The organism is Streptomyces sp. NPDC021562 (assembly GCF_040640875.1).
Lineage (GTDB): Bacteria > Actinomycetota > Actinomycetes > Streptomycetales > Streptomycetaceae > Streptomyces.
In genome coordinates this window covers 95,535-116,576 of sequence record NZ_JBFACN010000011.1, presented here as the reverse complement: position 1 = coordinate 116,576, position 21,042 = coordinate 95,535, and the positions used below count along the sequence as shown (strand labels likewise).

Annotated in this window: 17 protein-coding genes and 3 pseudogenes; 14 read left to right on the top strand and 6 right to left on the bottom strand. The window is 71.7% G+C overall.

The features are described 5' to 3' along the window. Nucleotides 1–16: 16 nt before the first annotated feature. Nucleotides 17–496 (bottom strand): transposase, encoded by a 480-nt coding sequence (locus AB0G52_RS18870; RefSeq protein WP_361337348.1) that lies wholly within the window; start codon nucleotides 494–496, stop codon nucleotides 17–19. After that, nucleotides 439–984 (bottom strand): annotated as a pseudogene (locus AB0G52_RS18865) (winged helix-turn-helix domain-containing protein). Before AB0G52_RS18865 ends, AB0G52_RS18870 begins: the two are co-directional and overlap by 58 nt. A 275-nt stretch (nucleotides 985–1,259) precedes the next feature. Between AB0G52_RS18865 and AB0G52_RS18860 the strand changes: the two are divergent. The 8 genes and pseudogenes from AB0G52_RS18860 to AB0G52_RS18825 form a co-directional block, all read left to right on the top strand. Continuing rightward, nucleotides 1,260–2,500: pseudogene (locus tag AB0G52_RS18860) on the top strand (IS256 family transposase). A gap of 27 nt (nucleotides 2,501–2,527) precedes the next feature. Continuing rightward, nucleotides 2,528–2,959, top strand: a complete 432-nt coding sequence (locus tag AB0G52_RS18855) for a transposase (RefSeq protein WP_361337346.1) — start codon at nucleotides 2,528–2,530, stop codon at nucleotides 2,957–2,959. An 83-nt stretch (nucleotides 2,960–3,042) separates the two neighbouring features. Continuing rightward, nucleotides 3,043–3,354, top strand: a complete 312-nt coding sequence (locus tag AB0G52_RS18850) for an IS110 family transposase (RefSeq protein WP_361337344.1) — start codon at nucleotides 3,043–3,045, stop codon at nucleotides 3,352–3,354. Between the two features lie 32 nt (nucleotides 3,355–3,386). Next, complete coding sequence (gene pcaC, locus AB0G52_RS18845) at nucleotides 3,387–4,721, top strand: 4-carboxymuconolactone decarboxylase (protein WP_132893127.1); 1,335 nt, start codon at nucleotides 3,387–3,389, stop codon at nucleotides 4,719–4,721. An 85-nt stretch (nucleotides 4,722–4,806) separates the two neighbouring features. After that, nucleotides 4,807–5,442 (top strand): MBL fold metallo-hydrolase, encoded by a 636-nt coding sequence (locus AB0G52_RS18840; RefSeq protein ID WP_132893129.1) that lies wholly within the window; start codon nucleotides 4,807–4,809, stop codon nucleotides 5,440–5,442. A 36-nt stretch (nucleotides 5,443–5,478) separates the two neighbouring features. Beyond that, nucleotides 5,479–6,258 carry an exodeoxyribonuclease III gene (locus tag AB0G52_RS18835; RefSeq protein WP_358980111.1) on the top strand — a complete coding sequence of 260 codons (780 nt, stop codon included), beginning with the start codon at nucleotides 5,479–5,481 and terminating at the stop codon, nucleotides 6,256–6,258. 16 nt (nucleotides 6,259–6,274) lie between these two features. Continuing rightward, complete coding sequence (locus tag AB0G52_RS18830) at nucleotides 6,275–6,682, top strand: DUF6278 family protein (protein WP_132893132.1); 408 nt, start codon at nucleotides 6,275–6,277, stop codon at nucleotides 6,680–6,682. A gap of 156 nt (nucleotides 6,683–6,838) precedes the next feature. Further along, a pseudogene (locus AB0G52_RS18825) lies at nucleotides 6,839–6,931 on the top strand (amino acid ABC transporter permease); the annotation flags it as partial. A 91-nt stretch (nucleotides 6,932–7,022) separates the two neighbouring features. Here the strand turns inward: AB0G52_RS18825 and AB0G52_RS18820 are convergent. Then, entirely contained in the window at nucleotides 7,023–8,597 is a 1,575-nt protein-coding gene (locus AB0G52_RS18820; RefSeq protein WP_361337341.1) for an alpha/beta fold hydrolase, read from the bottom strand. 116 nt (nucleotides 8,598–8,713) lie between these two features. Next, nucleotides 8,714–9,481 carry a hypothetical protein gene (locus tag AB0G52_RS18815; RefSeq protein ID WP_132893136.1) on the bottom strand — a complete coding sequence of 256 codons (768 nt, stop codon included), beginning with the start codon at nucleotides 9,479–9,481 and terminating at the stop codon, nucleotides 8,714–8,716. Between the two features lie 142 nt (nucleotides 9,482–9,623). Between AB0G52_RS18815 and ggt the strand changes: the two genes are divergently transcribed. Next, on the top strand, nucleotides 9,624–11,420 hold the full coding sequence (gene ggt / locus AB0G52_RS18810) for a gamma-glutamyltransferase (protein ID WP_361337339.1): 1,797 nt from the start codon (nucleotides 9,624–9,626) through the stop codon (nucleotides 11,418–11,420). Nucleotides 11,421–11,437: 17 nt separating this feature from the next. Here ggt and AB0G52_RS18805 read toward each other — a convergent pair whose 3' ends face one another. Beyond that, nucleotides 11,438–13,987, bottom strand: a complete 2,550-nt coding sequence (locus tag AB0G52_RS18805; RefSeq protein WP_132893140.1) for an ATP-dependent Clp protease ATP-binding subunit — start codon at nucleotides 13,985–13,987, stop codon at nucleotides 11,438–11,440. 357 nt (nucleotides 13,988–14,344) lie between these two features. Continuing rightward, on the bottom strand, nucleotides 14,345–15,124 hold the full coding sequence (map, locus tag AB0G52_RS18800) for a type I methionyl aminopeptidase (RefSeq protein ID WP_132893142.1): 780 nt from the start codon (nucleotides 15,122–15,124) through the stop codon (nucleotides 14,345–14,347). Between the two features lie 44 nt (nucleotides 15,125–15,168). Here map and AB0G52_RS18795 point away from each other — a divergent pair, with 44 nt between their 5' ends. From AB0G52_RS18795 to AB0G52_RS18775, 5 genes are all read left to right on the top strand, one after another. Beyond that, a complete protein-coding gene (locus AB0G52_RS18795) occupies nucleotides 15,169–15,420 on the top strand; it encodes a helix-turn-helix transcriptional regulator (RefSeq protein ID WP_132893144.1) in 252 nt (83 codons plus the stop codon). A 126-nt stretch (nucleotides 15,421–15,546) separates the two neighbouring features. Continuing rightward, nucleotides 15,547–16,950, top strand: coding sequence for a hypothetical protein (locus tag AB0G52_RS18790; RefSeq protein WP_361337336.1), 1,404 nt, complete (start codon nucleotides 15,547–15,549; stop codon nucleotides 16,948–16,950). Nucleotides 16,951–17,091: 141 nt separating this feature from the next. Next, nucleotides 17,092–17,934 carry a nitrilase-related carbon-nitrogen hydrolase gene (locus AB0G52_RS18785; RefSeq protein ID WP_132893147.1) on the top strand — a complete coding sequence of 281 codons (843 nt, stop codon included), beginning with the start codon at nucleotides 17,092–17,094 and terminating at the stop codon, nucleotides 17,932–17,934. Further along, the gene (locus tag AB0G52_RS18780; protein WP_132893149.1) at nucleotides 17,931–19,214 is read left to right on the top strand and encodes an aspartate aminotransferase family protein; all 1,284 of its coding nucleotides are present in this window, start codon (nucleotides 17,931–17,933) and stop codon (nucleotides 19,212–19,214) included. The genes AB0G52_RS18785 and AB0G52_RS18780 overlap by 4 nt, the downstream gene beginning before the upstream one ends. A 169-nt stretch (nucleotides 19,215–19,383) precedes the next feature. Further along, nucleotides 19,384–20,964, top strand: a complete 1,581-nt coding sequence (locus tag AB0G52_RS18775; protein ID WP_132893151.1) for a PucR family transcriptional regulator — start codon at nucleotides 19,384–19,386, stop codon at nucleotides 20,962–20,964. Nucleotides 20,965–21,042 lie beyond the last annotated feature (78 nt).

Sequence of the window (21,042 nt, the reverse complement as noted above, 5' to 3'; positions counted from 1 at the left end):
CCGCGTAAGCGGTTCTTCATGAGCGGGGTGCGAGGTTGGCCAGGGACTTCTTCATGTGGGCCCAGACGCCTTCGACGGGGTTGAGGTCTGGCGCGTAGGGCGGGAGCTTGACGATGGTCAGCCAGTCGCTGTTGCGCTCGCAGAACTCCCGCAAGGGCTTGGCGTGGTGGGTGCTGGCGTTGTCCCAAACCACGATCAGCGGGACATCGCCGAGCTGCCGACGGGCAGCGGCCAGCAGGTCCGCGAACTCGCGGGCCCGAAAGCCCTTCTTCTCGCCGGTACGGCCCCGGTACGTCTGGGTCCGGTAGACCAGGCGGGTCTCGTGGCCCGGCCTGACGCAGATCATCCCGGCCATCAGGACCCGGCCCGAACCCTTTCCCACCACTTTGACCAGCGGCGTCCTGCCCTGCCTTGACCACGTGCGGCCCTTGCCGGGCTTCAGGTCCTGCCCGGCCTCGTCCTCGAAGAGGATCCACGCGCCCAGGAGCTGGGCCATCCTCTTACCCGTGACCACTGCTCCGTCCGCCACCTGGCTACTGCCCGCTCATCGCGCTCGACGGCCCTGTGCGCGGGGACCTGCGGCGACCAGCCCAGTCGGTGCAGCAGCTACGACACCCCACGCGGGGTGTACCGGTAGCCGAACAGGCGATGGATCAGCTCCGCGACCCTCGCCAGGGTCCACCGCTGGTCCTCTGTCCAGCCGTGCGCCGCAGGCCCCGCCTCCAGCTCGGCCTGCAGTCGTTCCGCCTGGGCATCGCTGAGCTGACACGGGAAGCCGCCGGGCCCCTTGGAGGCCAGAGCCCCGCTACCGCCCTCGCGCCAGGCGGCGTGCCAGGCGTACGCCGACTTCCGCGACACCCGTAACCTGCGGGCCACCTCCGGCGGCCGCACGCCTCGCTCGAACATCTCCGCGGCCTCGAAGCGCACTGCCTCACGCTTCGCCCGCCCCGCAGCGGTCAGGCCGCCGCCATCCGCATACCTCATGACGAGGATCTAGCACCGCCAACGCCCGCTGTCACCCCCACCCTTTCAACCTCAGATGCTGGCCCAGGACGTGGAACGACGTGAACCGGCCCTGCCCGACCGAACCGACCATCGTTGGATGGCGTCCCGTTAAGTGGTGTAGCCGGGCAGGGGCACGGAACGCGCGGGTGTCTGCTCGGGGCGTGCATCCGCTGGCGGTGCACGCTCCCTGAACAAGGGCAGGCCATCGCGCAAGTCTCCCTGGTGAACGGGCAGTTCAACCGGAGGAGCACGCGATGGCCTTATCCCAGTCTGAGCTGATGCGGCTGCTTGAGTCACTACGTCGGGCCGACGGAGTTGAAGCAATCAGCGTGGTGTGCGAGCGCATCCTGCAGGAGTTGATCGAGGCCGAGGCCACCGACGTGATCGGTGCCGCGCCGCGCGAGCACGCCGAGACCCGCACGACCTGGCGCAACGGCCACCGGGAGAGGCTGCTGACCACGCAGGCCGGTGACCTGGACCTGAAGATCCCGAAGGTGCGCAGCGGGTCGTTCTTCCCGTCGTTGCTGGAACGCCGGCGGCGGATCGACCGGGCGCTGTTCGCGGTGGTGATGGAGGCATACGTGCACGGGGTCTCGACCCGCTCGGTCGATGACCTGGTCAAAGCACTCGGCGCGGACAGCGGGATCTCCAAGTCCGAGGTCTCCCGCATCTGCGGTGAGCTGGACGAAGAACTGACCGCGTTCAAGGAACGGCCGCTGGACCACTCCGTCTTCCCCTACGTCTTCCTTGACGCCACCTACTGCAAGGCCCGGGTCAACCACCGGATCGCCTCGCAGGCCGTGGTCATCGCCACGGGCATCTCCGCCACCGGGCACCGCGAGATCCTCGGGCTGATGGTCGGCGACAGTGAATCGAAGCCGTTCTGGACGAGGTTCCTGCGCTCGCTGCGGGCACGCGGCCTGGACAACGTGCAGCTGGTCATCTCCGACAGCCACAGTGGTCTGGTGGCAGCGATCCGCACCGTCTTCCTCGGCGCGGCCTGGCAAAGGTGCCGGGTTCACTTCGTCCGGGACGTCTTTTCGGTGATCGAGAGGGGTTCTGGGGAGATGGTCGCCGCCACCATCCGCACCATCTTCGCGCAGACCACCGGCGGGCAGGTGCGCAGCCAGCTGAACGTGGTCGCCGACATGCTCGGACGGCAGTTCCCGCAGGTCAAGTCGATGCTGGTGCCGCGACCGACATCACCGCGTTCGCCGACTTCCCGCCGGCGCACTGGAAGAAGATCTGGTCGACCAACCCGCTGGAGCGGCTGAACCGGGAGATCAAACGCCGGGCCGATGTCGTCCAGGTCTTCCCCAACCCCGCCGCCCTGGACCGGCTCGCCGCCGCGGTCCTGGCCGAACTCCACGACGAGTGGCAGGTCTTCGACCGCCGCTACCTGTCGGAAGCCTCCATGGCCGAACTCTTCGCCACCAAGCCGACCGAACCAGAACCGCAGATCACCCCACAACCGGAACCGAAAGAGCTGCCGTGACTACACCACCCCGCGGGACATGACCGCGTGGAGGGCACCGGCACCTTCGGCGCGGGCCTGTCCCGCTACCTGCTGGCCCAGCAGATTCAAGTCTTCGAAGTGAACCGACCCGACCGGTCGGCTCGCCGACTGCTCGGGAAGTCGGACCCGCTCGACGCTCAGGCCGCAGCGCGGGCCGTGCTCAGCGGTCGTGCCCGGGCCCGGGCCAAGTCCGGCGATGGTCCGGTGCACAGCGCCCGGATCTTCAAGCTGGCCAAGGACTCCGCGGTCAAGGCCCGTACCCAGGCGATCAACCAGCTCAAAGCCGTCCTGGTCATCGCCGATCCCGCCCTGCGGGAACGACTGTCCAGCCTCGGCAACGCCGAGCTGTTCCGCACCTGCGCGCGCCTCGGGCCAGGCGACGGCGAGGACGGCGAGAACGCGGTGGCCCAGGCCACCCACATGACCCTGAGGGCCTGACCCGGCTCGTCGAACGTCACGCCCCACAGCTGCTCGTACCGGTGGGTATCGGTCCGGACAGCGCCGTCACTCTCCTGATCACCATGGGGGACAATCCCGAGCGGCTGAACACCGAAGCGTCCTTTGCTGCCCTTTGCGGAGTCAGCCCCGTCGAGTACTCCTCCGGCCGACGGCGCACGCGTCGGCTCAACCACGGCGGCGACCGCCAGGCGAACGCCGCCCTGCACCGCATCGTGTTCACCCGCCTGCGCCACGACCCGCGCACTCAGGCGTACTACGAACGCCGCACCCAGGAGGGCAAGACCCGACGCGAGATCATCCGATGCCTCAAGCGGTATACCGCCCGTGAGGTATTCAACCTGGTCAGACCGGTTTCCCTCGCCCCCGCGTTATAGGGGCGTCCGTGAGACGTGAGAGGGTCTGGGGCGTGAGTGAGACACCCCCGAACACCCTGCAATACCGCTTTGACGGGCCAGAAGACGCTCCGGTCCTGATCCTGGGTCCCTCACTGGGTACCACATGGCACATGTGGGACCGGCAGATCCCGGAGCTGACCCAGCAGTGGCGGGTCTTCCGGTACGACCTGCCCGGGCACGGCGGCGCGCCCGCGCACCCGGCCGGTTCCGTCGCCGAGCTGACCGCCCGGCTGCTGCTCACCCTCGACTCCTTCGGCATCCAGCGCTTCGGCTACGCGGGCTGTGCGCTCGGCGGTGCCGTCGGCATGGAGCTGGCCCTGCGGCACCCGGAGCGGATCGCCTCGCTCGCGCTGGTCGCCGCCTCGCCCCGGTTCGGGACGGCGGACGAGTTCCGCCAGCGCGGGGTGATCGTGCGGACCAACGGCCTCGACCCGATCGCCCGGACCTCGCCCGACCGCTGGTTCACCGGCGGTTTCGCCGCCGCGCAGCCCGCCATCACCGAGTGGGCCGTGCAGATGGTGCGCACCACCGACCCCGGCTGCTACATCGCCGCCTGCGAGGCGCTGGCCGGCTTCGACGTACGGGCGGAGCTCGGCCGGATCGGCGTGCCGACACTCGTCCTGGTCGGCTCGGACGACCAGGTCACCGGCCCCGCCGAGGCCCGTACCCTGGTCGCCGGGATTCCGGACGCCCGGCTCGCGGTGGTACCCGGCGCCTCCCACCTGGTCCCGGTCGAGCAGCCCGCCGCCGTCACCGACCTCCTCGTCCGGCACTTCTCCACCGCCTGGCAGCCCGCCTTCGACTCCACCACCGGCCAGATGGCCGTCCCGGTCGCCCCCGCCCAACCGGCGCTCGCCACCGGACCCCAGGTCGTGCTCCAGCCCGCGCCCCAGGTGGCACCGCAGGTCAAGCCGATCGCCGAGATCGCCCCGGCCGCCGCGGCACCGCAGCCGTACGGCCGGCCCGACCCGTACGACGCGGGGCTGAAGGTCCGCCGGGAGGTGCTCGGGGACGCGCACGTGGACCGGACGCTGGCGCAGGCCGACGACTTCTCCGGGGACTTCCAGGACCTCGTCACCCGCTACGCCTGGGGCGAGATCTGGGACCGGCCCGGACTCGACCGGCGTGCGCGCAGCTGTGTCACGCTCACCGCGCTGGTCGCGGGCGGCCACCTGGAGGAGCTGGGCTTCCATGTCCGGGCTGCCCTGCGCAACGGCCTGACCCCGGACGAGATCAAGGAAGTGCTCCTCCAGGCGGCGGTGTACTGCGGGGTGCCGGCGGCGAGCAGCGCCTTCCGGGTCGCCCAGCAGGTCATCCGCGAGGAGACCACTCCTGAGGAGTCCTGACAGCTGCCAAGGAGTGAGGGTTTCTCCTGGGGGCTACCAAAGGCTCCTGAGGACTGAGAGGCGTCCTGGGGGCAGGATGGACACCATGAAGCTCACCAAGAAGTCGCATTCGTGCGTGCGGCTGGAGAAGGACGGGCGCACGCTCGTCCTCGACCCCGGCGGGTTCAGCGAACCGGACGCGGCCGTCGGCGCGGACGCGATCCTGGTCACGCACGAACACCCCGACCACTTCGACGAGGGCCGGCTGCGGGCGGCGCTGGAGGCCGACCCCGCCACCGAGGTGTGGACCCTGAAGTCCGTCGCCGACCGGCTCGCGGCCGCCTTCCCGGGCCGGGTGCACACCGTCGGCCACGGCGACGCGTTCACCGCGGCCGGCTTCGACGTCCAGGTGCACGGCGAACTGCACGCGGTGATCCACCCGGACATCCCGCGCATCACGAACGTCGGCTACCTGATCGACGACGGCAGGCTTTTCCACCCCGGCGACGCCCTCACCGTCCCCGACCGCCCCGTGGAGACGCTGATGCTCCCGGTGATGGCCCCCTGGAGCAAGATCTCCGAGGTCATCGACTACGTCCGCGAGGTGAAGCCGCAGCGCGCCTACGACATCCACGACGCGCTGCTCACCGATCTCGCCCGGCCGATCTACGACAGCCAGATCGGCGCCCTCGGCGGCGCGGACCACCGGCGGCTGGACCCGGGGGCCTCGGCGGAGGTCTGAGGCAGGTTGTCAGAGGGGCCCGGTAGGTTGTCAGGCATGCGCATCGCGACCTGGAACGTGAACTCGATCACCGCCCGCCTGCCGAGGCTCCTGGCCTGGCTGGAGAGCAGCGGCACCGACGTGCTCTGCCTCCAGGAGGCCAAGGTCGCCGAGGAGCAGTTCCCGTTCGGGCCGCTGCGCGAGCTGGGCTACGAGGCGGCGGTCCACGCCACCGGCAGGTGGAACGGCGTGGCGGTGCTCTCCAAGGTCGGCCTGGAGGACGTCGTCAAGGGCCTGCCGGGCGACACGGGCTACGACGGCGGCGTGGAGCCCCGCGCGATCTCGGCGACCTGCGGCCCGGTCCGCGTCTGGTCGGTGTACGTGCCCAACGGCCGCGAGGTGGACCACCCGCACTACGCGTACAAGCTCCAGTGGTTCGAGGCGCTCAGGGCCGCGGTGGCCGGTGACGCGGGCGGCAGCCGCCCCTTCGCGGTCCTCGGTGACTACAACGTGGCGCCGACGGACGACGACGTCTTCGACACCGCCGCCTTCGAGGGCCTCACCCACGTCACCCCGGCCGAGCGGGCCGCCCTGGCGGCCCTGCGCGAGACCGGCCTGTCCGACGTGGTCCCGCGGCCCCTGAAGTACGACCACCCGTACACCTACTGGGACTACCGCCAGCTCGCCTTCCCCAAGAACCGGGGCATGCGCATCGACCTGGTGTACGGCAACGAGCCGTTCGCCAAGGCCGTCAAGGACGCCTACGTCGACCGTGAGGAGCGCAAGGGGAAGGGCGCGTCCGACCACGCGCCGGTAGTGGTGGACCTGGAGGTGTGAGTGTCAACCTGGGACCATGAACATCCCCTTCCTGGGCAACAGGCACGACCGGACCGGTGACCTCCCCCACACCGCGGACCCCGAGCTGCTCGCGGAGTGCGAGTTCCTGCGCGCCCAGGCGGCCGAGGAGGGTGTCGTGCTCGACGACACCCCGGCCTCGCTGGAGGCACTCGACCAGCTGCTGCCGCGCTGGCGGGACGACGAGGAGACCCTGACCTGGCTCGGCACGGACGCAGGCCTGTACCTGGGCACCGTCCTGGTCCGGACCGTGTCCGGCGCGCGGTGGGAGATCCACGCGGACGGGGAGGCGGTCGTACGGCTCTCGTCCGGGCGGGAGTTCGAGGTGGTCGAGGCCGGCCACGCGTGGGCGGAGAGCGGTGCCCCCGAGCTCTCGCAGCTGTACGCGGAGGTCGCCGAGGCCTGATCGGCGGCCGGGGCCCGGGCCGGGCGTCCGGCCGCGGGCCCCACATAAGTACGGCGTAAATACGGCTTATGCGGGAGAGGCGCGTGTCGCGGCGAAGGACCGCTCGCGGCCGGATAGTTTGCGCCGTCGGACCCACCGTCCACGCCCCCGCCCCCCCACGAGGAGTTCGTCCATGCCGGGAAACCGACCGCGCCGAACCTCGACTACGATGTGCCGTTCATCCCTGTGGTGATGGTGATCTCGCCGATCGCACCGGGATGTACCTGTTGCTCTCGTGGTTCGCCGGCCGGGTGGACGGGAGCGGCAGCCAGGGCCAGGCCCGGCCGGCGGCAGCCGGAGATCACTGCTCGCGCAGCGGAACGGACACGTACGACGGGTCGTTCACCGGCGAGGAGAAGGTCAGCTGCGCGCCGGACGGGTTGTGCTCGATGTAGAGCGGGTCGACCGTGTCGATCACCAGCGCGAGCCGGTGGCCGGCCGGGACGTCGTAGGCCGTGGCGAACAGGTCCAGGTCCACGTCGAACGCCTTGCCGGGCGTCCGGTCGTACCACGTGTACGGCGCGTTGCTGACCAGCTTGCCGAGGCCGAGCGGGCCCACGTCGTACAGGTAGGCGACGAGGGTGCCGCTCTCCTTGGTCGGGGTCAGGGTGGTGTGCAACCGGGCGATGCCGCGGACCTGTTGGGCACTGCCGTACCGCTCGGACTGCCAGACGGCCGCCCAACGGCGGGGCAGCAGCGGGATCGAGGCGACCGGCGGCAACTTGGCGACCTGGTCGAGGAGTCCGGAGAGCAGCACCACCCCGCCGTCCGCGCCCGAGTCGACGTTTGCGTGGATGGTGGTGGAGCCGGCGAGGTCGAGCTTGCGGCGCGTGGCGCCCACCGACTTCCAGTCCGGGTACCCCTCGTAGCCGTCGTCGGTACGGGCCTTGAGCTGGACCGGCTGCTCGCGGTCGATGCCGTTGTCCACGCCCCTGAGGTAGTGGTCGAACCAGCGCTCGGTGTCGGTCCACACGTCGTTGGGCAGCCCGAGCAGGCCGGTCAGTTCGGCGGTGGCGTGGTCACCGGGGCGCAGCTCCAGGCGCTTCGGTCCCGTCAGTTTGCCGTAGAAGTCGGCGTACTGGTTGGCCGGGAAGATGCTGTCGCTCCATGCGTTGGCCATGAACAGGGCCGCGCCGTTCTTGTTCAGCTGGTCCACGTAGGTCGCGACGGAACGTTTCGCTCCCCAGTCCATCATGGCCTGTTCCCGGTCCAGGTTCGAGGCGTAGAAGTCCTTGAAGACCTGCCGGACTTCGGGGCTCTCGCGCCCGGTGAGGGTCGCCGAGCCGTCCAGGAGGGCCGCCGCCTCCACGTGCTGGGTGCGGCCCGAGTAGATCGAGTCGATCAGGTCGGTCCAGCCGCTGAGCGCGCCGACCGCCTTGATCCGCTTGTCGTGCGCGGCGGCCAGCAGGCTGATCCCGGCGCCGTACGACACCCCCGCGATGCCGATGTGCCGGGGATCGGCGTCGGTGTGGGCGAGGGCCCAGTCGATGACCTTGGAGGCGTCCGCCACGTCCGGCGGGCCGGCCACTTCTATCCGGCCGCCTGACTGCCAGAACCCGCGCACGTTGTAACTGAGCACGATGTACCCGGCGTCCGCGAGCTTCTGGGCCTGGGCCAGGTACTCGACCTGGGGGAGGGACCAGCTCGTGGGCAGCACGATGAGCGGATAGCGGTGCCCGGCGCCGGCGTCGGCGCCCGTGGGCGTGACGACGTTCGCCTTCAGGACCGTGCCGCCGTCGCCGGTGATGTCGACGAAGCGGACCGGGTCGGCGGCCCGGGCGGCCGGAGCCAGGCCGACGACGCTACCGGCGATCAGGGCGGCGGCGGCCGCGGCGCCGGAGGTGCGCAGAGCGGTGGTACGACGACCGTGTCCCATCGGTCACTCCTCACTCGTGTCAGTGCAAAGTGACCAGACGGTAACCGCGCCGCCTTACCGGAAGTAACCCGCCGGTAAGTTACGTGCGGGTAAAGATTGTTGAAGTGCGCAGGCACTCAGGAGGCACGGTGCGTGGGCCGTGCGGTCTCGGTCGTCGCCGCCGGCGGCAGCGGCGCCTGTGCGGCCCGGGTGACGTCCGCGACGAGTTCGACCACGTCCGGCCCGTACGCCTGCGAGTTGACGACCTTGAGCAGGAGGACGAAGGAGCCGTTGCCGTGCTTGCGGGCGAGCCGCTCGTGGTTGCGGGCCAGGTAGCGGGTGGCGGCCTGGTTGGTGATCGCCCGCTGCCCGCAGAAGAGGAACACCGGGCGGGCGTCGGGGCGCTGTCCGGCCGTGAGACGGGCGAGCAGGACGTACTCCGTGACCCCGGGGTCCAGCCGGTAGCGCTCGCTGCCGATCTGGAAGGCGCCGCGGTCCGGGCCCGGCTCGGGATCGATGTTGACGCGTATGCCGGGCAGCATGGCCCCCATGTGGGCGAGCATCCGGCGATTCGACCCCGGACCGCCGACACAGAACTCCGTTCGCTCGCCGAACCCCTGCTGCACGTTGTCCTGCGTCACCATCTGGAGGTTCGCCCCGCAGTCCTTGATCAGCGCGGCCAGTTCGAGGAGCGCGAACACGTCGAAGCGGTGGACCGCCGGCTCGGAGGTGGCCGGATCGCGGTTGACGACCAGCAGCGACTCGGAGTTCTCCGGCAGTCCGAAGAAGGCCTGCTTGCGGCGGAGCTTGCGCCGCCAGAGATAGGTGCGGGCCAGCCAGCCGAGCGCGGCGCTGATGCCGGCGGCCACCACACCGAGGACAATGTTGCGCAGGTCGTCATTCATGGGCGCGCATGCTAGCGGGCACCGGTGGCTGGAACGTATCCGTGTTCGAAGTGTGCCAGTCGTATGAAGTGCCCTGAATCCGGCTGTCGGGGGCACGGCCTCGTGGATACGCTGCGCGGACGTTCCCGAACTGGAGGTGCGGATGCGTCGCCCTGTCGCGCGGAAACTCACCGTTCTGGCGGTTTCGGCCGCCGTGGTGTCGGTAGGAGCGGCCGCGCCCCCGGCCGCCTCCGGTGCCAAGGCCGCCCAGAAGACCCCGGTCGCCGTCGGGTACGGCGGCGCGGTCTCCAGCGTCGACGCCGACGCCACCGCCGCCGGGATCGAGGTACTGCGCAAGGGCGGCAACGCGGTCGACGCGGCCGTGGCGACCGCCGCGGCACTCGGCGTCACCGAACCCTACTCGTCCGGTATTGGCGGAGGCGGCTACTTCGTCTACTACGACGCCAGGTCCCGGACCGTCCACACCATCGACGGCCGCGAGACCGCGCCGCTGACGGCCGACTCGAACCTGTTCGTGGAGAACGGCAAGCCGCTGGCCTTCGCCGACGCCGTGAGCAGCGGCCTGAGCGTCGGCACGCCGGGCACCCCGGCCACCTGGCAGTCGGCGCTGAGCCAGTGGGGCACGGAACGGCTCGGCACGGTGCTCAAGCCGGCCGAGCGGATCGCCCGCAAGGGATTCGTCGTCGACGACACGTTCCGCTCGCAGACCGCCGCGAACGAGACCCGGTTCCGGTACTTCCCCGACACGGCCAAGCTGTTCCTGCCGGGCGGGCAGCTCCCGGTGGTCGGATCCACCTTCAAGAACCCCGAGCTGGCCCGTACGTACCAGGAACTGGGGAAGAAGGGGATCGGCGCGGTCTACCGGGGCGACCTCGGCAGGGACATCGTCGCGACCGTCGACGACCCGCCGGTGGACCCGGGCTCCGGATGGAAGGCGCGGGCGGGCCGGCTGTCCCTCAAGGACCTCGCCGCCTACCGCGCGAAGTCGCAGGCGCCGACCGAGACGTCGTACCGCGGGCTGAAGGTGTACTCCATCGCGCCGTCCTCGTCCGGCGGGACCACGGTCGGTGAGGCCCTCAACATCCTGGAGAACACCGACCTCTCGAAGGCCAGTGAGGTGCAGTACCTGCACCACTTCATCGAGTCCAGCCGGATCTCCTTCGCCGACCGGGGGCGCTGGGTCGGCGACCCCGCGTTCGAGAACGTGCCGACGGCCGGTCTGCTGTCCCAGCGGTACGCCGACCAGCGGGCCAAGCTGATCAGCGACGACGCCGTGCTGACCAGCCCGGTCGCACCGGGCGACCCCAACGACCCGGGCTCGACGGGGACGGCGGCGCCGACCACGTACGAGGGGGAGAACACGACGCACCTCACCGTCGCCGACAAGTGGGGCAACGTCGTCTCCTACACGCTGACCATCGAGCAGACCGGCGGCAGTGCGATCACCGTTCCCGGGCGGGGGTTCCTGCTCAACAACGAACTGACCGACTTCTCGTTCACCCCGGCGAACCCCGCGGTGCACGACCCGAACCTGCCCGGGCCGGGCAAGCGGCCGCGGTCCTCCATCTCGCCGACGATCGTGCTCGACAAGGCGAACCGGCCCGTGGTCGCGGTCGGTTCGCCCGGTGGGGCGACCATCATCACCACCGTGCTCCAGGTGCTGACCGAGTTCCTCGACCGGCACCTGCCGCTGGTGGACGCGATCGCGGCACCGCGGGCCTCGCAACGGAACGCCGCCAGGACCGAGTTGGAACCGGCGCTGTACAACGACTCCGTGCTGAGGGGGAAGTTGGAGGCGATCGGGCACTCGTTCTCGTTGAACCCGGAGATCGGGGCGGCCACCGGGGTGCAGCGGTTGCCGGGTGGGAAGTGGCTGGCGGCGGCGGAGACCGTACGGCGCGGCGGCGGCTCGGCCGCCGTGGTGCGGCCCGCGCCGTAGCGCGGAGGCAGCAGGACCTAGAGAGGGGATGCTTTCCGCGGGCGGAATTCCAGGCGGCCGTCCGCGGTGTCCACGGTCACCTCACTGCCCTCCGTGATCGTGCCGTCCAGGAGCAGGCGTGACAGCTGGTTGTCGACCTCCCGTTGGATCGTGCGGCGCAGCGGCCGGGCGCCGTACTCCGGCTGATAGCCGTGTTCCGCCAGCCAGTTGACCGCCTTGTCCGTGAAGTGCGCGGTGATGCCCTGGGCGTGGAGCATGCGGCGGGTGTTCTCCAGCAGGAGTTCGGTGATCTGGCGCAGCTGCTCGCCGGTGAGCTGACGGAAGACCACGATCTCGTCGATGCGGTTGAGGAACTCCGGGCGGAAGTGCTCCCGGAGCGGGCGCAGCACCTGCTCGCGGCGGGCCTCCTCGGTCGCCGCCGCGTCCCCGGAGCCGAAGCCGATGCCCGCGCCACGCCTGTTGATCACGTCCGAACCCAGGTTGCTCGTCATCACCACGACCGTGTTGGTGAAGTCGACCGTGCGGCCCTGGGAGTCGGTCAGCCGGCCGTCGTCCAGGACCTGGAGCAGGATGTTGAAGACGTCCGGGTGGGCCTTCTCCACCTCGTCGAGGAGGAGCAGCGAGTAGGGGTGGCGGCGGACCACCTCGGTGAGCTGGCCGGCCTCCTCGTGGCCGACGTAGCCGGGCGGGGCGCCGACCAGGCGGGAGACCGTGTGGCGTTCCTGGTACTCGCTCATGTCCAGCCGGACCATCCGGTCCTCGCTGCCGAACAGGACCTCGGCGAGCGCGCGGGCCAGTTCGGTCTTGCCGACGCCCGTCGGGCCGAGGAAGAGGAAGCTGCCGATCGGGCGGTTCGGGCTGGCGAGGCCGGCACGGGAGCGCAGCACCGCCTCGGCGACGGCCGCGACCGCCTCGTCCTGGCCGATCACCCGCTGGTGCAGATGCGATTCCAGGCCGAGCAGCCGCTCCTTCTCCTCCTGGGTGAGGCTGCTGACCGGGATGCCGGTCCGGCGGGACACCACCTCGGCGATCGCCTCCGCCGTCACCTCCAGGTCCAGTCCCTCGTCCGCCCGGTCCTCACCGGACAGTTCGGTGATGCGGGTCTTCAGCTCGCCGATCCGGTCACGCAGTTGCGTGGCGCGTTCGTACTGCTCGTCGGCGACGGCCTGGTCCTTGTCCCGGACCAGCTGCTCGATCTCGCGTTCCATCGTCCGTACGTCGCTGCCCTTGGTGCGCGAGCCGAGGCGGACCCGGGCGCCCGCCTGGTCGATCAGGTCGATCGCCTTGTCCGGCAGCCTGCGGTCGGTGAGGTAGCGGTCGGAGAGTTCGACGGCGGCCACCAGCGCCTCGTCGGTGTAGCGGACCTGGTGGTGGGCCTCGTAGCGGTCCCGCAGGCCGCGCAGGATCTCGATGGTGTCCGCGACCGTCGGCTCGGGCACCAGGATCGGCTGGAAGCGGCGGGCCAGCGCCGCGTCCTTCTCGATCTTGCGGAACTCCTCCAGGGTGGTCGCGCCCACGATGTGCAGCTCGCCCCGGGCGAGCGCCGGTTTGAGGATGTTGGCGGCGTCCATCGCACCGCCCTCGCCGCCGCCTCCGGCGCCGACCACGGTGTGCAGCTCGTCGATGAAGACGATCAGCTGGTCGGAGTGGGCACGGATCTCGCCCACGATGGTGTTGAGCCGCTCCTCGAAGTCGCCCCGGAAGCGGGTGCCCGCGACCACGCCGGGCAGGTCGAGGGCGAGCACCCGGCGCCCGGAGAGGATGTCGGGCACGTCGCCGTCGGCGATCCGCTGGGCGAGCCCCTCGACGATCGCGGTCTTGCCGACCCCGGCGTCGCCGATCAGCACGGGGTTGTTCTTGCCGCGCCGGGACAGCACCTCGATGGTCTGCTCGATCTCGTCGTCGCGCCCGATCACCGGGTCGATCCGGCCCTGGGCGGCCTGCTCGGTCAGGTCGCGGCCGAACTTGTCGAGGGTGGGCGTGCCGGTACGGCGCCGGGTGTCGGCGCCGGGGTGCGAGCGGTCGGTCTCGGGGGCGTCCGGCGGCAGGCCGGCGGCGGCGAACCGGGCCGCGTTCAGGATGTGCCCGGCGGCCGAGTCGGGGTTGGCGGCGAGGGCGCCCAGGACGTGCTCCGGGCCGATGTACCCGGCGCCGCCGGCCCGGGCCAGGTCGTGCGCGTCCAGCAGGGCCCGTTTGACGGCGGGCGTGAGGGACAGCGAGGTCGGCGGGGGCGTCTCACCGGGCGGGTGCTGGACGGGGCCGGCCCGGTCGTCGATCTGGTGGGCCAGCGAGTCGGGATCCGCACCGGACCTGCTGAGCAGGGAGCGGGTGGGTTCCGCCGCGAGGGCGGCGCGCAGCAGGTGCTCGGTGTCCAGGTCACGACTGCCGTGTTCGGCGGCGTACTGGGCGGCGCCCCTGACCAGTTCCCTCGCGGGCTGACTGAGCAGCCTCCCGATGTCGATCTGGCGGGGTCCCTGGCGAGGTCCGCCGCCGCCGAAGAAGCGGGCGAGGAAATCGCCGAAGGGGTCCTGTCCGTAGTCGCCCGGTCCGGGGTAGCCGCTGGTCATGAGCGTTCGTTCCGTTCCGGCGTCCCGGCGCCTGGCGGGACGCGCTCGCTGGTCGACGTGCCGGTCCACGCGGGTGCCCCTGCAGGGCCCGGTCACACCACCTTCGCACGCCCGCTGATGGGGGGCATGTCCAGTGGTGGGGGACATGTCCAGTGTGGGGGGATGGGGCGGCAGGTGGGGGGATACGGCAGCGGGTGGGCCGCAATGGCAGGGCCGGGCGGAGGCGGGCCGTCGTCGGCCGGGCCGCCCCGTGACGCCGCCGTGGCGCGGGTGCCGCTCCTGGGCGCCGGGGCGGGGCCTCGGGGGCTGTCGGGTGGGCCGGGGGAGGGGCACCGGTGGGCGTGGGGACGGCCCGGGTCAGTTCTCCGGGTTCCGGGCCGTGAGGACCCGCGGCCCGGCCTCGGTGATCGCCACCGTGTGCTCCGCGTGGGCCGCGCGGGAGCCGTCGTCCGTGCGCAGGGTCCAGCCGTCGGGAGCCGGGTGATAGCCGTCCCTTCCGCCGCCGATCAGCATGGGCTCGATCGCGATGACCAGGCCCGGGCGCAGCGGCAGGCCACGGCCGGGTCGGCCCTCGTTCGGCACCCCGGGGTCCTCGTGCATGCGGCGGCCGATGCCGTGGCCGCCGAAGTCCTGCGGGATGCCGTAGCCGGCCTCCCGGCACACCCGGCCGATCGCGTGCGCGATGTCGCCGATGCGGTTGCCGACGACGGCCGCCTCGATCCCCGCCGCCAGCGCCCGCTCCGCGGTCTCCACGAGCCGCGTGTCCGCCGGGCGCGCTCTGCCGATCGTGAAGCTGATCGCCGAGTCGCCCACCCAGCCGTCGAGTTCGGCGCCGCAGTCGATCGAGACCAGGTCGCCGTCGCGCAGCCGGTACCCGGTCGGGATGCCGTGCACGATCGCGTCGTTCACGGAGGCGCAGACGACGGCGGGGAAGGGGGTGGGCGCGAACGAGGGCCGGTAGCCGAGGAAGGGGGAGGACGCGCCGGCCTCGCGGAGCACGTCCCGGGCCACCTCGTCCAGCTCCAGCAGGGAGACGCCGACGTCGGCGGCCTCCCGTACGGCCGTCAGGGCCCGCCCCACGACCTGCCCGGCCGCGTACATGGCGTCGATCGATGTGTCTGTCTTCAGCTCCACCATGCCAATTAATATACCGGCTTATTCGACCGGAGTAGAATGACGGCATGGTGCGCACCCCCCTCACCCCGGAAGAGCGTGAACGCGGCGAGCGGCTCGGGCGGCTGCTGCGCGAGGCGCGCGGCGCCCGGAGCATGACGGAGGTGGCCGCGGAGGCGGGCATCTCGGCCGAGACGCTCCGCAAGATCGAGACGGGGCGGGCCCCGACCCCCGCCTTCTTCACCGTGGCCGCGCTGGCCCGCGCGCTCGGCCTGTCGATGGACGACCTGGTGGCGCGCTGCGCGCTGGTCCCGGCCTGACGCCCAGCCGCCGGAGCCGGGCGAGGAGGGCTCTGGGCGCCCGCTGAAAACTCCCCGTAGCACCCGTGTAACACGTCTGGTGTTGCCTACGGAACCGGAGTGTTCCGGGCCGGCGGGAGTGGGACGATGACGGTGGAACAACTCCCGGGCCGGGTGCGGGAGTTCGCGAACTACTTGGACGGGTTGCTGGCACGCCTGGACCAGGGCGGCGGCTGGTGCGCCGTCTTCTGGCGGCGCGACCCGGACGGCATGCTGGCCTGCCTCGGCGGGCGGGAGGTGCCCCCCTGGGACGTCGTGGCGGCGCTCCTCCAGGACCTCGCCACCGCCCACGGCCCCGAGGCCGCCGCGCGCGAGACGGAGCGGGCCCGGTCGCTGCACACGGATGCCGTCGCCGCGTACGACGCCAGACCGGGCGCCCGCCAGGACCTCGACGGCCGCCTCGACGCCATGGTCCGTGAACAGCGCCACGCCGCCGAACGCCTGGCCCGGCTCGGCCGGGCGCTCGGCGCCGCGCACTCCCGGCAGGAGGCCGAGGCGCTGAACCTCGACCTCGCCTGGGCCCACGACGACCACGAACGGGCATCGGCCCGGTGCGCCGAACTCCGGGCCCGCCTGGCCCGCCTGGACGCCGCACCTGCCGGCGCACGGTACGGCGGTGACGGCCGGGCGCCGCACCATGACGACCCCGTTCCGCCACGTGGCGCCGATGCCGACGCGGCTTACGTCCATGACGTAAGTGGTGAGGACACCCCCGGCGCCTCCGCCTCCGCGTCCACCCCTGACCCTGACCCTGACCCCACCCCCGCCAAGCAGCGCAAGCGGCGGCGTGGCAGTGCCCGGTTCGCCGGGATGGCCGTGGAGGAGGCCGCGCCCTCCGTCGTACCGCGGGCGCCGGAGCCGCCCGCGGCGGCCGGCGGTCGTGGCGGGCCGCGCGGAGCCCGGTTCGCCGGGGCCGCCGAGACGCCGGAACAGCCGGTGCCGGAGCCCGTACGGCCCGACGAGGACGCCCGGACGGCCGTGACCGTGGCCGTGGCACGGCTGGTCCCGCTGCGGGCGGCGGGCCGCACCGGCGAGGCGCACGCGCTGCTCGCCGAGGTCGCGCAGTGGCCCGCGGCCCGGTTCCCGCTGCTCGCGGACGCCCTCCAGGGCGCCGGACTGGGCGCCGACTGGGCCACGTTGCTGTGGGAGGCGGCCTCGCTGCCGCCCGCCCGCCTCGTACCGGTCGCGGACGCCCTCACCGACGCCGGCCGTACCGAGGAGGCCCGGCAGATCCTGCGCCAGGGAGTGGTCCGTCCCGCCCTCGAGATCGGCGAGGCGGTCCTCGCCCTGGACACGGCCGGCCGCCACCGGGAGGCCACCGCACTGCTCGACGCGTACGTCCAGGTCCGCACCCCGGAAGAGGCGGCGCACAGCGCGGAACCGGACCCGCACCGGCTGGCCCCGCTGCTCCTGCGCTCGGCGCGGCGGATCTCGGAGCAGTACCACCGGGACCTGCTGCACGCCCTGCGGGTGGCGGGCCTCTCCTCCTGACCGGCGGGAGTCCGGACGTTCCCCCGCATCCGCCAGCCAGGTACGAAACACGATCGACTCCGCGGCTTCACGACGATGGTCTTGGCAAGGGCCCCGAGGACGCTTACTTTCGACCCTCTACGGGCGTAGAAGGAGCAGCTCATGGCGAATGTCGTACGCGCCGCTCTGGTCCAGGCCACCTGGACCGGCGACACCGAGTCCATGGTGGCGAAACACGAGGCGCACGCCCGCGAGGCGGCCCGCCGGGGTGCGAAGATCATCGGGTTCCAGGAAGTCTTCAACGCCCCCTACTTCTGCCAGGTCCAGGAACCCGAGCACTACCGCTGGGCCGAACCGGTCCCCGACGGCCCGACCACCCGCCGTATGCAGGAGCTCGCCCGCGAGACCGGCATGGTGATCGTGGTCCCGGTGTTCGAGATCGAGCAGTCCGGCTTCTACTACAACACCGCCGCCGTGATCGACGCCGACGGCACCTGCCTGGGCAAGTACCGCAAGCACCACATCCCGCAGGTGAAGGGCTTCTGGGAGAAGTACTACTTCAAACCGGGCAACCTGGGCTGGCCGGTCTTCGACACCGCCGTCGGCAAGGTCGGCGTCTACATCTGCTACGACCGCCACTTCCCCGAGGGCTGGCGGGAACTCGGACTCGGCGGCGCCCAGTTGGTGTACAACCCGTCGGCCACCCACCGGGGGCTCTCGGCGCACCTGTGGCAGCTGGAACAGCCGGCCGCCGCCGTCGCCAACGAGTACTTCGTGGCCGCCATCAACCGGGTGGGCCAGGAGGAGTACGGGGACAACGATTTCTACGGGACGAGCTATTTCGTCGATCCCCGTGGGCAGTTCGTGGGGGAGGTCGCGAGCGACGTGAGCGAGGAACTCGTCGTCCGGGACCTCGACCTCGACCTGATCGAGGAAGTGCGGCAGCAGTGGGCCTTCTACCGCGACCGCCGTCCCGACGCATACGAAGGGCTGGTACAGCCGTGAACGACCTCTTCTCCCGTCACCGCCAGGTCCTGCCCGACTGGCTGGCGCTGTACTACGACGAGCCGCTGGAGATCACGCACGGCGAGGGCCGGCACGTCTGGGACGCGGACGGCAACCGCTACCTCGACTTCTTCGGCGGCATCCTCACCACGATGACCGCGCACGCCCTGCCCGAGGTCACGAAGGCGGTGAGCGAGCAGGCCGGCCGGATCATCCACTCCTCCACCCTCTACCTCAACCGCCCGATGGTGGAACTGGCCGAACGCATCGCCCAGTTGAGCGGCATCCCGGACGCCCGGGTCTTCTTCACCACGTCCGGCACCGAGGCCAACGACACGGCCCTGCTGCTGGCCACGACGTACCGCAGGACGAACACGATCCTGGCGATGCGCAACAGCTACCACGGCCGCTCCTTCAGCTCGGTCGGCATCACCGGCAACAAGGGCTGGTCGCCGACCTCGCTGTCCCCGCTCCAGACGCTCTACGTGCACGGAGGCGTCCGCACCCGGGGGCCGTTCGCCGAGCTGAACGACCGTGACTTCATCGAGGCCTGCGTCGCCGACCTGCGCGACCTCCTCGGTCACACCCGTCCGCCGGCCGCGCTGATCGCCGAGCCGATCCAGGGTGTCGGCGGCTTCACCTCCCCGCCCGACGGGCTGTACGCGGCCTTCCGCAAGGTCCTCCAGGAGCAGGGCGTCCTCTGGATCGCCGACGAGGTGCAGACCGGCTGGGGCCGCACCGGCGAGCACTTCTGGGGCTGGCAGGCGCACGGCCAGAGCGGCCCGCCGGACATCCTGACCTTCGCCAAGGGCATCGGCAACGGCATGTCCATCGGCGGCGTGGTGGCCCGCTCCGAGATCATGAACTGCCTGGACTCCAACAGCATCTCCACCTTCGGCGGCACCCAGATCACCATGGCGGCCGGCCTCGCCAACCTGTCGTACCTCCTGGAGCACGACCTCCAGGGCAACGCCCGCCGGGTCGGCGGCCTCCTCATCGAACGCCTGCGGGCCGTCGCCGCCCAGCTGCCGGGCGTACGGGAGGTCAGGGGCCGGGGACTGATGATCGGCGTCGAACTGATCAAGCCCGGCACGGACGAGGCCGACCCCAAGTCGGCCGCCGCCGTCCTGGAGGCGGCCAGGGAGGGCGGCCTCCTGATCGGCAAGGGCGGCGGCCACAACACGAGTGCGCTGCGCATCGCGCCGCCGCTGTCCCTGACGGTGGCGGAGGCGGAGGAGGGCGCGGCCATCCTCGAGCGGGCCTTGCGGAGTGCCTACTAGCCGACCCGCCGTGTGTCGACCGCGGCGCCGTCGTGGCTGGTCGCGCAGTTCCCCGAGCCCCTTGAAGGGGCCTCAGGCAGCGCCCCGTAAGGGGCGCGGGGAACTGCGCGACAAGCCCTCACCGGCCCGCAGTTTCGAACGCACCGATCCAGACCAAGGGACACGCAAGATGACCGCCACTTGGGAGCCCGCCAGCACAACCGACCCCATCCTGTCGGTCCGCCAGATCCTCGCCCTCGAAAGGGTCCTCGCCGGCGACCCCGAGGTGGTCGCCGGCACCGCCCACCTCGACCGCCCCGTCCGCTGGGTGCACGTCGCCGAGGCCCCCGACGTCGGCGTCATGCTCACCGGCGGCGAGATGGTCCTCACCACCGGTGTCCTGCTCGCCGGCGACGAGCAGGGACAGGCCGAGTACATCCAGTCCCTGCACCGGGCCGAGGCCGCCGCGGTCGTCCTCGGCCTCGGCCGCGCCTTCCCGGCGCCCCCCGACGCCATGCGCCGCGCGGCGGACCGCTGCGGCCTGCCGATGGTGGTCCTGCACCGCCCCTTCCCGTTCGCCGAACTGACGGAGGAGGTCCAGTCCCGCCTGGTGCGCCGGAAGTTCGCCGCCGTCAGCCTCTCGGAGTCCGTCCGCACCGCCCTCACCGGTCTCATCACGGCCGGCGCCCCCCTCCAGCGGCTCCTCGACGAGATCGCCGTGCACAGCGCCTGCCCGGTCGTCGTCACCAACCTCGCACACCGGGTGCTGGCCACCGCGGGGGAGCGCTCGGCGGTCGACGACGTGCTGCGCGACTGGGAGCGCATCGCACGGCAGGCCGGCGGCGCCGAGGGCGACGGCTGGATCCGCGCCGAACTGGGCGGCCGCGGCGAACGCTGGGGCCGGATCATGCTCTGCGGCCACCGGGGCGACACCGCCACCGGACGCCTCCTCGCCGACCGCGCCGCCGAGGCCCTCGTCCTGCACCGGATGCTCGGCGGCGGCTCGGCCCACAGCTGGGAGGAACAGTCCGCGCAGAGCCTGCTGACCGACCTGGTCTCCGGAGTCGTACCGGCACGGCAACTGCTGCCCAGGGCACGAGCGGCGGGCCTGCCGGTCAACCGGCGCACCTTCGTGCCGCTCGTCGTACGCGACTGCGACCCCGCCCGGCTGGAGAGAACCCTGCGCCTGCTGGGGCTGTCCGGACTCGTCGCCGAACTCACCGAACACCGCACCGCGGTCCTGCTCAGCCTCGCCCGCGACCAGGACGCCGACGCCCTCGCCGCGCACTTCGCCGCCCGGCTGCACGGCGAGGCACCCGCGCACGGAGCGGTGGTCGCCGCCGCGGGTCCCTGCACCGCCTGGGACGACGTGCCCGCCGGGCTGCGCGAGGCCCAGCACGTGGCCGACGCGGTCGCCGACACGGCCGCCGCCCTCGACCTCCCGGCGGTCGTCCGGCTCCGGGACGTCCACCTGCGCGGCCTGATCAGGCTGTTGCGGGACGACCCGGACGTCCAGTCCTTCGCCGAGCGCGAGCTGGACGGACTGCTCTGCGGGAACGGCACCGAGCAGGACCTCCTGAACGTCCTGCGGACCTATCTCGCCACCGGCCGCAACAAGTCCCGCACCGCCCAGCTGCACCACGTCTCCCGGCCCGCCCTGTACCGCAGGCTGGAGGCGATACAGACCCGGCTCGGGGTCGACCTCGACGACTTCGAGCAGGCGGCCTCGGTGCACATCGCGCTCCTCGCGCACGACGCGCAACAGCAGTGAAACATGCGACGACCTGGGAAAACGGTGGTGAAACATGGGTCATGGAGAGCGTGACACGGTGGCACGCCGACCGCCCCC

Coding starts and splice junctions, on each gene's coding strand:
- AB0G52_RS18870 (WP_361337348.1), bottom strand. CDS start 496: ATGGCCCAGCTCCTGGGCGCGTGGATCCTCTTCGAGGACGAGGCCGGG.
- AB0G52_RS18850 (WP_361337344.1), top strand. CDS start 3,043: ATGGGGGACAATCCCGAGCGGCTGAACACCGAAGCGTCCTTTGCTGCC.
- AB0G52_RS18840 (WP_132893129.1), top strand. CDS start 4,807: ATGAAGCTCACCAAGAAGTCGCATTCGTGCGTGCGGCTGGAGAAGGAC.
- AB0G52_RS18835 (WP_358980111.1), top strand. CDS start 5,479: ATGCGCATCGCGACCTGGAACGTGAACTCGATCACCGCCCGCCTGCCG.
- AB0G52_RS18830 (WP_132893132.1), top strand. CDS start 6,275: ATGAACATCCCCTTCCTGGGCAACAGGCACGACCGGACCGGTGACCTC.
- AB0G52_RS18820 (WP_361337341.1), bottom strand. CDS start 8,597: ATGGGACACGGTCGTCGTACCACCGCTCTGCGCACCTCCGGCGCCGCG.
- AB0G52_RS18815 (WP_132893136.1), bottom strand. CDS start 9,481: ATGAATGACGACCTGCGCAACATTGTCCTCGGTGTGGTGGCCGCCGGC.
- ggt (WP_361337339.1), top strand. CDS start 9,624: ATGCGTCGCCCTGTCGCGCGGAAACTCACCGTTCTGGCGGTTTCGGCC.
- AB0G52_RS18805 (WP_132893140.1), bottom strand. CDS start 13,987: ATGACCAGCGGCTACCCCGGACCGGGCGACTACGGACAGGACCCCTTC.
- map (WP_132893142.1), bottom strand. CDS start 15,124: ATGGTGGAGCTGAAGACAGACACATCGATCGACGCCATGTACGCGGCC.
- AB0G52_RS18795 (WP_132893144.1), top strand. CDS start 15,169: ATGGTGCGCACCCCCCTCACCCCGGAAGAGCGTGAACGCGGCGAGCGG.
- AB0G52_RS18790 (WP_361337336.1), top strand. CDS start 15,547: ATGACGGTGGAACAACTCCCGGGCCGGGTGCGGGAGTTCGCGAACTAC.
- AB0G52_RS18785 (WP_132893147.1), top strand. CDS start 17,092: ATGGCGAATGTCGTACGCGCCGCTCTGGTCCAGGCCACCTGGACCGGC.
- AB0G52_RS18775 (WP_132893151.1), top strand. CDS start 19,384: ATGACCGCCACTTGGGAGCCCGCCAGCACAACCGACCCCATCCTGTCG.